Origin of the sequence: Flavobacterium sp. CSZ (genome assembly GCF_015350725.1) — a bacterium.
Lineage (GTDB): Bacteria > Bacteroidota > Bacteroidia > Flavobacteriales > Flavobacteriaceae > Flavobacterium.
On the sequence record NZ_JADKPQ010000036.1, the window covers coordinates 15,107 to 28,537 of the forward strand.

The following is a 13,431-nucleotide window of genomic DNA, read 5'->3' on the forward strand; positions in this document are numbered from 1 at the left end:
TCAAAAAAGTTAACATTTAAGCATAAAAAAAGCCTCAAAAAGAGGCTTAATTATATTATTAAAACGGAACATCGCTATCGTCATCGTCATCATTTAAGTTACTTCCAAACGCTTCATTAGGCGATGGTAAATTTTTAGTGACAAACGGATTATCTTCATGATTCATTTTTGATGGTAAATCATCATAACTACCAGAGAAATCATCAAGGTTATCAAACTTACCAAGGTGTCCAATAAATTTTAATCGAATGTTTTCGATACCACCATTACGGTGCTTCGCGATCATGATTTCTGCCTGACCTGTAGTTGGCGATGCTTCATCATCATCCCATTCTTCAATTTTGTAATATTCAGGACGGTATAAAAACGAAACAATATCAGCATCCTGCTCAATTGCCCCAGATTCACGAAGATCCGATAGCAACGGACGTTTACTGGAACCACGCGTCTCTACCGCACGCGATAACTGAGATAGTGCAATTACCGGAACATTTAGCTCTTTTGCCAGGGCTTTTAAGTTTCGGGAAATTGTAGAAATCTCCTGCTCACGATTTCCTCCTCCTTTATTATTTCCTCCGGCAGTCATCAACTGCAAATAATCAATGATTATAATCTTGATACCATACTGTGAAACCAAACGACGACATTTTGCTCTTAAATCGAAAATAGAAAGTGACGGCGTATCATCAATAAATAAAGGGGCTTTTTCTAAGTTTTTTACTTTGGTACTCAACATTTCCCATTCGTGGGGTTCTAGTTTACCGGTACGTAATTTCTCTGATGACAATCCTGTCTCTGAGGAAATTAACCTGGTGATCAACTGAACCGAAGCCATCTCAAGAGAGAACAAAGCTACACCATGCCCGTACTGAATAGCAATATTTCTTGCCATCGACAATACAAAGGCCGTTTTTCCCATCGCAGGTCTCGCCGCGATAATAATTAAATCGCTGGGCTGCCATCCTGAAGTCAGTTTATCAAGATTATGAAAACCAGTTTCAACACCACTTAAACCTTCTTGTTTTGCAATTTCTTCAATCTTCTTTTTAGCCTGAAGGACTAAACTCTGAGCAGTTTCAGAACTACGCTTGATATTTCCTTGTGTTACTTCATATAATTTTGATTCGGCCTGATCAAGCAAATCAAATACATCGGCAGTTTCATCATAAGATGCTTCGATAATTTCAGTCGAAATACGAATCAAACTTCTTTGAATAAATTTTTGAAGAATAATACGTGAGTGAAATTCGATATGCGCCGAAGAGGCAATTTTTTGCGTAAGCTGAATTAAATAAAAATCTCCTCCAGCCAATTCTAATTTTCCATTTTTCTTCAACTGAGTCGAAACCGTCAACAAATCGATTGGCTGTGTTTCTGTAAAAAGCTGAACGATTGCTTCAAAAATATATTTGTGCGCCTCTTTGTAAAAAGCATCTCCTTGCAAAATATCAATTACATCATCAACTCCTTTTTTATCAATCATCATCGCCCCAAGCACAGCTTCTTCTAAATCAATAACTTGCGGAGGGAGTTTCCCTTTTTCTAAACTAATAACTGAGGGTTTATTTACCTTTGCAGGGTTTGCATTTTTGAAATTTTCCATATAGCGAAAGTAGCAAAATTTAAAAAAAAATTGCTATCGAGTTATAACTATTAATTGTTTATAAATAAGATGATTTTGTTCATAACCAAAAAAAAATCCGAAACTGTAAGGCTTCGGATTTTAAATCGTTTTACATGAATTTACTCTTTATACTCGCCCATATTACTGTATTTGTCCATTCTTTGGGCAATTAAGTCGGCTGTTGATAAGTCTTTCAATTCATTATATCCTTTAGTGATGTATTCCGCTACCGTTTTAAAAGTAGTTTCGCGATCGTAATGCGCTCCACCCAGCGGTTCTGGTATTACATCATCAACTAATTTTTGTTTTTTCATGTCAGATGAAGTCAATTTTAAAGCATCTGCAGCACGTTCTTTGTACTCCCAGCTTTTCCATAAAATAGACGAACATGATTCTGGCGAAATTACCGAGTACCATGTGTTTTCTAACATGTATACTTTATCACCAACACCTATTCCTAAAGCTCCTCCAGAAGCACCTTCACCAACGATAATGGTGATAATTGGCACTTGTAAACGAACCATTTCGAAAATGTTTCTGGCAATAGCTTCTCCTTGTCCTCTTTCTTCGGCTTCAAGACCTGGATATGCACCCGGAGTATCTACTAAAGTTAAAACCGGAATTCCGAATTTCTCTGCCATTTTCATCAAACGCAAAGCTTTACGGTATCCTTCAGGATTTGCCATACCAAAATTACGGTACTGACGTGTTTTTGTATTAAAACCTTTTTGCTGACCCACGATCATAAACGACTGACCGTTTATTTTTCCTAGTCCGCCCACCATCGCTTTATCATCTTTAAAATTTCTGTCTCCGTGAAGTTCTAAAAATGTATCTCCGCAAATTGCTCTGATATAGTCTAAAGTGTAAGGTCTGTTAGGATGCCTTGATAGCTGAACTCGTTGCCAAGCCGTAAGGTTTTTGTATATTTCTTTCTTAGTTTGTTCTAATTTTTTGTTGATTTCCTTGCAGGTTGGTGTTACATCAACATCAGATTCTTTTCCAATTATAACACACTTTTCTAACTGTTCTTCAAGTTCTTTTATTGGAAGCTCAAAATCTAAATATTCCATGGATTTTTGAATTTTGTTTTTAAATCGAACCGCAAATATAAAAATATTATATCATTGGTGTGATTAAATCGTATTTAAAATGTAAAAATGTAATTTAAAAATAAGGAAATTATTACACTTCCTTCTTATTTTTATAATGTTTAAAAACGCCATTTAAGATAACCGTAATTACAATTATCAGCGCGCCAATATAAAATTCTGCACTCATTTTTTCTTTTCCGCCCAAAATAAAATACGCCAGAATAATTCCGTAAACAGGCTCTAAGTTAGTCGTTAACATTACCGTATAAGGCGTTAATTTCTGCATCACTTTTACAGATGCCGTAAAGGCATACGCAGTACAAACCGATGCTAAAACCAATAGCAGAATCCAGTTATTTAATGACATGGTAAAGAAATCTGCATTGAATTTTCCTTGTATCAAAAAATAAATCGAAATAAAAAAAACTCCCGCTCCAAACTCATAAAACGTGATTACCGAAGGTTCATGGTCAGAAATTAACTTACCATTCATTAAGGTAAATAAAACCCCTAAAATGATGGAGGCCAAAGCGTAATACATTCCTTCCAGGTATTTTACTTCTACCCGCATGATTAATGCTAAACCTGCTATAATAATTAACCCGAAGAAAACTTCATAAAATAAAATTTTTCTTCCATAAAAAAGCGGTTCAAGCAAGGAGGCAAAAAAAGCACCTAACGAAAATATCGAAAGTGTGATGGAAACATTCGAAACATGAATCGCCTTGAAAAAGAAAATCCAGTGCATTGCAATTAGCAATCCAACAAAAATCAATTTAGCAAAAGATGTAGCCGAAATCACGAAAGATTGTTTCTTATATACAATAAAACCAGCCAGAAAAATCCCGGCAAGAAGCATTCTAAACCATACTAAATTTTCAGCATCAATCGTGATCAAAGCGCCAAGAACAGCCGTGAAACCCCAGATAAAAACAATTAAATGAAGATTTAAATAACTTTTTAAATTATCGTTTCGCATTACGTAATAGGTATACTGCCAGAATTCCGAAAACCATATTCGGGAACCAGACAGCAAATAAAGGTGAGAAAGTAGATTTTTCGGCAAGAGTACCGAATATTTTATCAAAAAATACGAATGAAAATGCAATTGCAATACCTATGGCAAGATTCGTTCCCATACCACCACGGCGTTTCATAGACGAAACCGCTACGGCAATAATAGTTAGGATAAAAGCAGAAACCGGTACGCTGTATTTTTTGTAAAGTACTACCAGATAAGTGTTGATATTTCCTGAACCTCTTTTGCGTTCCTTCTCGATAAAATCAATCAGCTTACCTAGCGGAAGCGTCTCTGCAATATAAACTACCGGAGTTAAATCAGCCAGTTCAAATTTGAAAGCCACATTCTTCTCAGGTACTTTTTCTATTTTATCATTAAGTTCACCAAGAGTTCTTTTGGTATAATCATACAGAATGTAGATTTTCTTTTTAGGATCCCATTTAATACGACTTGCAGTAATTTTATACGTTAACTGCTCTTTTTCGAAATGTTCCAATGTAAAATTAAAAGCCGTTTTAGACTCCTCATTAAAACTATTTACAAAAATAAAATCGTTGTCATTAATCTGTCTGTATACGTTGGTATTTTCCCCCCGCATCAGCTGTTTTCCGTTTCCCTTTAGATACGTATACCTAAAATTATTAAAACCTTCACTGGCAGCCGGAACGATGAAAAACCCCATTAAAAGCACAAAAACCGAAACAATCGAAGCGCCAATAATATAAGGTCGTAAAAAACGGGTAAACGAAATTCCCGAACTTAAAATCGCAATAATTTCAGTATTATTGGCCAATTTCGAGGTAAACCAAATCACCGATAAAAACAAAAATATCGGAAACAAGGAGTTCGCAAAATAAATCGTAAAATTGTAATAATAGACCGCGATTGCTGTAAACGGAATCTTGTTCTCCAGCATTTTATTCACCTTTTCAGAGACGTCAATTACAATCCCAATCGGAATAAATAATAAGATCATCACCGAGAAAGTGGCTAAATATCTTTTTAAAATATACTTATCTATTATCGTCAGCATATATTTTTTTGTTTGTTTTGTTTCAGGTTTCAGGTTCTACTCAGAACTTGAAACGTAAAACCTGAAACTTGAAGCTTTTTTTAAAGTCTTTGACTCATGTTTTTAACCATCATTTCTTTCCATGGTCTAAAATCTCCTGCTAAGATATGTTTTCTGGCTTCACGAACCAACCACATATAGAAACCAAGATTATGAATCGTAGCAATTTGTTTTCCTAAATATTCGTTGGCTGCAAATAAGTGACGTAAATATGCTTTTGTATATTCAGTATCTACAAAAGTATGCCCCATCTCGTCGATTGGTGAAAAATCAGCTTCCCACTTTTTGTTTTTAATATTGATTGTTCCGTTTGCCGTAAACAACATACCGTTTCTGGCATTACGAGTTGGCATAACACAATCAAACATATCAATACCTAACGCAATATTTTCTAAAATATTAATTGGAGTTCCTACTCCCATTAAATAACGAGGTTTATCTTCCGGTAAAATTTCGCAAACCACTTCGGTCATGGCATACATTTCCTCAGCAGGTTCCCCTACTGATAAACCGCCAATAGCATTTCCTTGTTGTCCTGCATTGGCAATATATTCAGCAGATTGCTGACGTAAATCTTTATAAGTACTTCCCTGAACAATAGGGAAAAAAGTTTGCTCGTATCCGTATTTATAAGGCACTTTATCCAAATGGCTGATACAACGATCCAACCAACGGTGTGTCATATGCATAGAGCGCTGCGCGTATCTGTAATCGCAAGGATAAGGTGTACATTCATCAAAAGCCATAATAATATCAGCCCCAATCGTACGCTGAATTTCCATTACACTTTCAGGTGAAAAAAAGTGGTATGAACCATCAATATGCGATTTAAACTTTACTCCTTCTTCCTTAATTTTCCTGTTATTCGAAAGAGAATACACCTGATATCCACCAGAATCCGTCAAAATATTACGATCCCAATTCATAAATTTGTGCAATCCTCCCGCTTTTTCAAGAATTTCTGTCTGCGGACGTAAATATAAATGGTATGTGTTTCCCAGGATAATATCCGGATTAATATCTTCTTTTAGCTCACGTTGGTGTACCCCTTTTACAGATGCAACCGTTCCAACAGGCATAAAAATAGGCGTTTCGATTACGCCGTGATCTGTAGTAATACTTCCTGCTCTCGCTTTAGATTGCGGATCTTTTTTCAATAAATCAAACTTCATCTGTTTCTTTTTTCAGTCGGCAAAGATAGGCTAATTTCAGGAAAATTTAATCAATTAGATAATTTGTCAATTAGAAAATGAGATAATGATTTTCATCAACCTAAAACTTTGTTTTTTTGAGTTTGGATTTTGGGATTTTGAATTTTGAATTTTAGAATTTATTTTCCCTATAGCATTTCCGCCGCGGCGGATCGGGCTATCCGCTACAAGTCCTTGCACTTCCTTCGTCAGGCTGTGGGCTTTTCACTTCTCTCCCTAACGCAAAAAAAAGACGTGACAGTTTCATCAGAAATTTTTAAATTTGAATACAATCAAAAAAAAATCTGCAAAATCTGCTTGCAAAAAACAAAAAGAAAAAAATGAACTTAGCCCAAAAACTAGGATATCCTCAAGACACAAAACTCTTAATCATTCATGCCGACGATGCCGGATTATCACATTCGGAAAATCAGGCCACTATAAAAGCACTCCAAAACGGATCCGTAAACTCTTATAGCATAATGGTTCCTTGCCCATGGTTTTATGAAATGGCAGCATTTGCCAAAAACAATCCCAATTATGATTGTGGCATTCATTTAACACTGACTTGCGAATGGGAAAATTATAAATTCGGACCAATTCTTCCAGTGGCAGAAGTTTCGAGTTTAACAGATCAAAACGGATATTTTTATAAAACCCGAAAAGATTTCAAAAACAATGCAAAACCAGAAGAAGTCAAAAAAGAACTTACGGCACAAATAGAAAGAGCATTACAATTCGGCATACAGCCTACCCATCTCGATTCGCATATGTGCAGCGTGGGAGTAACTCCGCAAATTTTAGAAATCTATAAAGAACTCGGAAAAACCTATGGTTTACCCGTTTTCATTAACAAAGAATTTGTAGAATCTATTAGTTTATCCGATGAAAAATATAATTATGAAAATACCCTGGTCTCCGACAATCTTTTAATAGGCTATTTTAATGATTTCGAAAAAGGAGAACTCAAATCTTCTTATGCAAAAGCTTTAGATAATGTTGAGCCTGGCTTCAATGTCTTTTTGCTTCATCCCGCTTTTGATGATCGCGAAATGCAAGGCATTACAATAAATCATCCAAATTTTGGATCAGCCTGGCGTCAAATTGACTTTGATTTTTTTACCAGCAAAGAATGCAAATCAAAACTAAAAGAAAACAACATTCAATTAATTACCTGGAGAGATATTCGCGGAATTAGATAATTTGTTAATTAGAAAATGAGATAATAATTCTGATAACCTGAAACAAACTCTGGAATTTTTAATTCAAACAGAAGAATGTGAATACTACAACATTCTGATTCAAAAACTATAACACTACTAAATCATTGATTTCTTAACTTTATAAAACACTTTAAAAATTAGAAACCATGATAAATTCAGAAGAAAAAAAATCTCCAGATCTAGATCAAATTAAAGATGATCAAATCGAGAAAAATCTGGAAAATTTAGATTATCCGGCAAACGAAGACATTTATAATCAGGAAGAAAAACTGGAAGACATCGATCCTGAAGGAATTTCAGGCGAAAGAACAGTCATTCAAAACGATAACAATGACAATGAATGGAAACAAAATAGTGACAAACTCGGAAACGATTTAGATATTCCAGGCTCAGAACTTGACGATGAGCAGGAAGAAATTGGCTCAGAAGACGAAGAAAACAATTTTTATAGCGAAGGCGACACTGAATAACCCTTTTTGCCACAAATTTTTACAAATTTATTTTTTTTGCCACAGATTAAAAGATTAACCTGCTTTTTAAATCACCTTAATCTTTTAATCTGTGGCAAACTTTTTTTTATTATAGAATATACTTTTTGCGACAGCTCACACGCATTAGCATCCATTTTTTTTAAATCAATTGAATCATTTTTATCTATTACAACCTTTTTTTCTCTTAACAAGATTTCCTTTTTTTTCTAAATCAATAAAAAAAGGGCTAAAATTTAACAATTACAGCAAACTAAAGCTAAAAATCATTTGTCAGCCCGCAAAATAAAAATTACTTTTGCACCAGTTTAACTTTTACACATAAAATGAAGCCTAACACACAACAATTAAGCGATTTAACTATCCAAGTAAGAAGAGATATTCTTCGAATGGTACATGCTGTCAACTCAGGTCACCCAGGTGGTTCACTAGGTTGTACTGAATTTTTGGTAACACTGTACCAAAACATTATGGAGCGTAAAGAAGGTTTTGATATGGACGGAATTGGAGAAGATATTTTCTTCCTTTCAAATGGTCATATTTCTCCTGTATTTTATAGCGTATTAGCACGTAGCGGTTATTTCCCTGTTTCAGAACTTGCAACTTTCAGATTATTAAACTCACGTTTACAAGGGCACCCAACAACTCACGAAGGATTGCCTGGAGTTCGTATGGCTTCTGGTTCATTAGGACAAGGTTTATCTGTAGCTCTTGGTGCTGCTCAGGCAAAAAAATTAAATGGTGACAATCACTTAATCTATACTTTACACGGAGACGGTGAATTACAAGAAGGTCAAAACTGGGAAGCGATCATGTATGCTTCTGCTAAAAAAGTAGACAACCTTATTGCAACTGTTGACGTTAACGGAAAACAAATTGATGGTACAACTGACGAAGTTTTGGCCATGGGAAGTATCCGTGCAAAATTTGAAGCTTTTGACTGGGACGTCCTTGAAATTAAAGAAGGAAACAACATCGATGCTATCATTGCAGGTTTAACTGATGCAAAATCAAGAACAGGAAAAGGAAAACCAGTTTGTATTTTACTATATACTGAAATGGGTAACGGAGTTGATTTTATGATGCATACTCATGCATGGCACGGTAAAGCACCAAACAATGACCAATTGGAAAGTGCTTTGGCTCAAAACTATTCTGCAGATCAAATCGATTATTAAAAAAAGCTTTAAGCTTTAAGCAATAAGCTTTATGCCTATTGCCTACAGCTTATTGCGTACAGCAAAAAACAAAATGAAAAAATATACAAATACAGGAAGTAAAGATACTCGTTCAGGTTTTGGAGCGGGAATGACTGAACTAGGTCAAAAAAACGAAAAAGTAGTAGCACTTTGTGCTGATTTAATTGGTTCATTAAAATTTGATGATTTCAAGAAAAATCACCCGGAGCGTTTTTTCCAGATTGGTATCGCAGAAGCTAACATGATTGGTATCGCTGCAGGTTTAACAATTGGAGGAAAAATTCCTTTCACAGGAACTTTCGCTAACTTCTCTACAGGAAGAGTTTATGATCAAATTCGTCAATCTGTTGCTTATTCTGATAAAAACGTAAAAATCTGTGCTTCTCACGCTGGTTTAACACTTGGTGAAGATGGAGCAACTCACCAAATCCTTGAAGATATCGGATTAATGAAAATGTTGCCTGGAATGACCGTAATCAATACTTGTGATTACAACCAAACTAAAGCCGCTACATTAGCATTAGCAGATCATCATGGTCCTGCTTATTTACGTTTTGGCCGTCCGGTTGTGCCTAACTTTATGCCAGCTGACGAACCTTTCGTAATTGGAAAAGCAATTTTATTAAACGAAGGAACTGATGTAACAATCGTTGCAACAGGACACTTAGTTTGGGAAGCTCTTATTGCTGCTGAAGCTCTTGAAGCAAAAGGAATTTCTGCCGAAGTAATCAACATTCACACTATCAAACCTCTTGACGAAGAAGCGATTCTAAAATCATTGGCTAAAACGAAATGTGTGGTAACTGCAGAAGAGCACAACATTCTTGGAGGTCTTGGAGAAAGTGTTTCAAGAGTACTGGCTTTAAACAATCCAGCTCCACAAGAGTTTGTTGCTGTAAACGATAGTTTTGGTGAATCTGGAACTCCGGAGCAATTAATGGAAAAATACAAATTGAATAACCAGGCGATTGTTGAAGCTGTAGAAAGAGTGATCAAAAGAAAATAATTTTTAGATTTTCTTACTTTATATCAAAAACCCCGAAATCACTTTCGGGGTTTTTAGTTTGTACTAACAATAAATAGTAGCACAAGGAAAGATCAGTAGAAAACACAGCTATCGGATTCGAACCTGAATGAACAAAATTAAACATCAGATAAATCTGGACTTCTGTAACTTCAGAGGCCGAACTAATAACCGATGATACCCCCCAAGCACATCATTATTAGTTGAACAAAAACCACGACTCATCTTATCATACTCATCGCTTCTTTCTATTTGCAGCCTCCTTAACTGATCTTTAATTGCAGCAAAAGCACTACTAAACTCTTGCTGTTTTTATTTGAGATTCAATCATTATTCTTACAAACCTACTATTTTGATTCAGATATTCATTACGGGAAAACGTAAACGGATAAATTAATTTCTAAAAACAATACACATTTAAACATTAGAGACTTTTTTGCTAACAAAAAAAACCCGAAATCACTTTCGGGTTTTTTAGTTTATTATGAATCAAAAAGTTAATTCTTTTTGATCGGGTATGTTTTATCAAGATGAATTCTTAATCGTCCTGCAGCTGTATAATCTTCTTCCACAAAAGCTCCATTTGCACCTGTTGGTTTTCTAGGAATTCCTCTAGGTTCAAATTCATTTGTATTTGGTGTAGCAGGATTATCTTCTCTAGCATCCCAAGGATAATAAAATCCAGTTCCATAATTTATATAAACATCACCTACTTTAACTATACCAATTTCATTTGTTGGTTTTGTAAGTTCAAATCTTGTACTAAAACCGTCACCATCATCATCAAAATCTACAAAATCAGCTATTCCATCTTTATCTGTATCATCAATCAATTTTTTTGGAGGGTTTGGATATTTAGTTGTGTTTCTAAAATCATAAAGATAACCATCACCATTAATATCCTCTAAATAATCCGGAACACCATCACCCAAGATAACAACTCCGCCTGTCGATGAAGAAATAGTATATTCATTATCCATTCTTTGCAGATCAAACAACTTAAAACTAAATACTATAGATGTATAAGCCGGAATAGTTCCTTTTCCTGACGCGTAATAGGCTAAACCCGAAGGTATAAACATAACTCCAGCTCCATAATTATCGTAAGTAATAACACCAGTTCCTGTGCTTGTTGTAGAAGTTCCTGTTCTAAACTGAGGAAAAATCTCAGACCAACCCTCGATCACAGTACCTTCAGGTGAGTATGCAAATAAGTTAAAAGTCTCTGCATTTCCATAAGAACTATCAAACACTTTTCCGTTCAAAAAATTACCTGAATAAGAAGCAACTATCTTATCTGTATTAGTAGGCGAGCTTCCCGTTCCTTTTCTTAAACTTAAAAAATAAACTTCGTAATTAACATCATTACTATAAACAGGTCTGGTCTGCAATGGATACTCTTTTTGATCCCAAATTGAAGTTTGTGTTCCTCCTGCAGGAATTTTTTCGATTACAATATCAAAATTAGGAGTTACTTCCTTAATATAATTAGTCTTTAAATAATTAACAATCGAATCATTATCAGCTTTGTATTGTTCTTTATAGTCTCTTAGAGGCACAGTCACAACATCGTCATCATCACTTTTATTACAAGACACAATCGCTATTCCCGCAAGTAATAAAATAAAATAATATTTAAATTTATTCATTATTGTTAATTTTTTAGGTGCGCAAGATACAATATTGATTTATTTTTGTAAAGAATTTAACTTTGAATTTAGAAAAATTATGCGAATAGATAAATACTTATGGTGCGTACGTTATTACAAAACCAGAAATATGGTTACTGAAGCTTGCAAAAAGAACCATATTACAGTAAATGGGCAGGTTGCCAAACCCTCTAAAGAAGTTTTTCCAACTGATAAAATTACCTTTAGAAAAGATCAGATCACACAAATTATAACGGTACTTGATATACCGGAAAGCCGCGTTGGTGCAAAACTGGTAGATATTTACAGAAAAAATGAAACCCCAGCCGAAGCTTATGCGCATTTAGAACTATTAAAACTATCTAAAGAGCATTACAGAAAAACCGGGACCGGAAGACCAACCAAAAAAGACAGAAGAGATATCGACGAATACGGGAATGATATTATTGATGAAGAGGAAACAGAATAAATTCCAATATTAAAAAACCAAATTCCAAAAGTCAACGAACATTTAAATTCCAATTTTTATCCCGAAGCTTCGGACCCAAATTGCAAAATAATGGGATAATGAAGTCTCAAAAGTAAAACCTTTAAATTCCAAAAAAGATCCAAATCAAAACCTCAACATTGGAATTTGGAATTTTAAAAATTTGGAGTTTCCTTTTCTATTATTGGAATTTAAAATTTGTAATTTAGCAAAAAAAATAAATCATGAGCAAAAACATCATCTTAACAAATCAGGAAATCGAACATAAAATAAAACGTATTGCTTACCAGATATACGAAACTTTTGTTGACGAAGAAGAAGTTGTAATTGCCGGAATCGCTTCTAACGGATCTATTTTTGCTCAAAAAATTGCGTTAGCCCTAAGTACGATTTCGACACTTAAGGTTTCTCTCTGCGAAGTTAAAGTCGACAAACAAAATCCGCAATTGCCTATTCAGACTTCTTTAACTAAAGAAGAATACGAAAACAAAGGATTGGTACTTGTAGATGACGTTTTAAATTCAGGCACTACTTTAATTTATGCTGTTCGTCATTTCTTAGACGTTCCGCTAAAGAAATTCAAAACAGCAGTGCTTGTAGATCGAAATCACAAAAAATATCCTGTAAAGGCCGATTTTAAAGGAATCTCTTTATCGACCTCTTTATTAGAGCATGTTCAGGTTGTTTTTGATGACAACGGCGACAATTATGCTTTTTTAAGCTAAGATTTCCAGAATATCCTGAACGGTTTCATCGACAGCTTTATCATCAACCGAAACTTTATGTTGTGCATGGTTGTAATAATAGCTTCTGTCGAACAAATGCTTTGCGATAAATTCTCTCATTTCCTCTTCATCCATATTAGCGATTAACGGGCGCTTGCTTTTGTTATGAATTAATCTATTGTATAAAGTGTCTATTGAAGCCTTTAAATAAATCGAGGTAACATCGTCTCTTTTTAATAATTCATGGTTATTGGCATAACAAGGCGTTCCTCCGCCTAAACCTATGATGCTGTTTTCTGAAGATTGAAGTAATTCCAGAAACATTTCGTGTTCTAATTTCCTAAAATGGATCTCTCCAAATTGCTCGAAAATCTCATTTATAGATAAATTTGCTTTATTTTCGATACATTTATCTAAATCCAGAAATGGAATATTTGTAATTTTTGACAAGTTTTGGGCAATTGTTGACTTTCCGCAGCCCATATATCCTAATAATATAATCTTTTTCATTTTAATAAGAACCTAAAAATTAAGGTGTTGTAAATTTTGATTAAAAAAAGACAAATTTATAATAAATAAGCTTGCAAATATCAAAAATAACTCCTTATATTTGCACCCGCATTCAAGGAAAGAAT

General features: G+C 34.5%; 13 protein-coding genes. 6 read left to right on the forward strand and 7 right to left on the reverse strand.

The window, feature by feature from the left end:
- Window positions 1-58: 58 nt before the first annotated feature.
- The 5 genes from dnaB to tgt form a co-directional block, all read right to left on the reverse strand.
- Window positions 59-1,603 (reverse strand): replicative DNA helicase, encoded by a 1,545-nt coding sequence (gene dnaB / locus IRZ78_RS25375; RefSeq protein WP_194620270.1) that lies wholly within the window; start codon window positions 1,601-1,603, stop codon window positions 59-61.
- A 140-nt stretch (window positions 1,604-1,743) separates the two neighbouring features.
- Window positions 1,744-2,697, reverse strand: coding sequence for an acetyl-CoA carboxylase carboxyltransferase subunit alpha (locus IRZ78_RS25380; RefSeq protein ID WP_194620272.1), 954 nt, complete (start codon window positions 2,695-2,697; stop codon window positions 1,744-1,746).
- Window positions 2,698-2,809: 112 nt separating this feature from the next.
- Window positions 2,810-3,697 carry a DMT family transporter gene (locus tag IRZ78_RS25385; protein WP_194620274.1) on the reverse strand — a complete coding sequence of 296 codons (888 nt, stop codon included), beginning with the start codon at window positions 3,695-3,697 and terminating at the stop codon, window positions 2,810-2,812.
- Entirely contained in the window at window positions 3,684-4,772 is a 1,089-nt protein-coding gene (locus IRZ78_RS25390; protein ID WP_194620277.1) for an LptF/LptG family permease, read from the reverse strand. The genes IRZ78_RS25385 and IRZ78_RS25390 overlap by 14 nt, the downstream gene beginning before the upstream one ends.
- 80 nt (window positions 4,773-4,852) lie before the next feature.
- Window positions 4,853-5,983, reverse strand: a complete 1,131-nt coding sequence (gene tgt, locus IRZ78_RS25395) for a tRNA guanosine(34) transglycosylase Tgt (protein ID WP_194620279.1) — start codon at window positions 5,981-5,983, stop codon at window positions 4,853-4,855.
- Between the two features lie 359 nt (window positions 5,984-6,342).
- On the opposite strand from tgt, the gene IRZ78_RS25400 reads away from it, so the two are divergent.
- The 4 genes from IRZ78_RS25400 (at window position 6,343) to IRZ78_RS25415 (ending at window position 9,917) form a co-directional block, all read left to right on the forward strand.
- A complete protein-coding gene (locus IRZ78_RS25400; protein ID WP_194620281.1) occupies window positions 6,343-7,203 on the forward strand; it encodes a polysaccharide deacetylase family protein in 861 nt (286 codons plus the stop codon).
- Window positions 7,204-7,370: 167 nt separating this feature from the next.
- On the forward strand, window positions 7,371-7,694 hold the full coding sequence (locus IRZ78_RS25405) for a hypothetical protein (RefSeq protein ID WP_194620283.1): 324 nt from the start codon (window positions 7,371-7,373) through the stop codon (window positions 7,692-7,694).
- Between the two features lie 344 nt (window positions 7,695-8,038).
- Complete coding sequence (locus IRZ78_RS25410; RefSeq protein ID WP_194620285.1) at window positions 8,039-8,890, forward strand: transketolase; 852 nt, start codon at window positions 8,039-8,041, stop codon at window positions 8,888-8,890.
- A gap of 73 nt (window positions 8,891-8,963) precedes the next feature.
- Window positions 8,964-9,917: a transketolase C-terminal domain-containing protein gene (locus tag IRZ78_RS25415; RefSeq protein WP_065451154.1), complete on the forward strand. Its 954-nt coding sequence runs from the start codon at window positions 8,964-8,966 to the stop codon at window positions 9,915-9,917.
- A 515-nt stretch (window positions 9,918-10,432) separates the two neighbouring features.
- Here IRZ78_RS25415 and IRZ78_RS25420 read toward each other — a convergent pair.
- Complete coding sequence (locus tag IRZ78_RS25420; RefSeq protein WP_194620287.1) at window positions 10,433-11,584, reverse strand: FKBP-type peptidyl-prolyl cis-trans isomerase; 1,152 nt, start codon at window positions 11,582-11,584, stop codon at window positions 10,433-10,435.
- Between the two features lie 79 nt (window positions 11,585-11,663).
- Here IRZ78_RS25420 and IRZ78_RS25425 point away from each other — a divergent pair, with 79 nt between their 5' ends.
- Together IRZ78_RS25425 and IRZ78_RS25430 are read left to right on the forward strand one after the other, a co-directional pair.
- Window positions 11,664-12,053 (forward strand): S4 domain-containing protein, encoded by a 390-nt coding sequence (locus IRZ78_RS25425; RefSeq protein ID WP_194620289.1) that lies wholly within the window; start codon window positions 11,664-11,666, stop codon window positions 12,051-12,053.
- A gap of 242 nt (window positions 12,054-12,295) precedes the next feature.
- Window positions 12,296-12,796 carry a phosphoribosyltransferase family protein gene (locus tag IRZ78_RS25430; protein ID WP_065451151.1) on the forward strand — a complete coding sequence of 167 codons (501 nt, stop codon included), beginning with the start codon at window positions 12,296-12,298 and terminating at the stop codon, window positions 12,794-12,796.
- Here the strand turns inward: IRZ78_RS25430 and IRZ78_RS25435 are convergent.
- Complete coding sequence (locus IRZ78_RS25435) at window positions 12,788-13,306, reverse strand: shikimate kinase (protein WP_194620291.1); 519 nt, start codon at window positions 13,304-13,306, stop codon at window positions 12,788-12,790. The genes IRZ78_RS25430 and IRZ78_RS25435 overlap by 9 nt on opposite strands.
- Window positions 13,307-13,431: the final 125 nt, after the last annotated feature.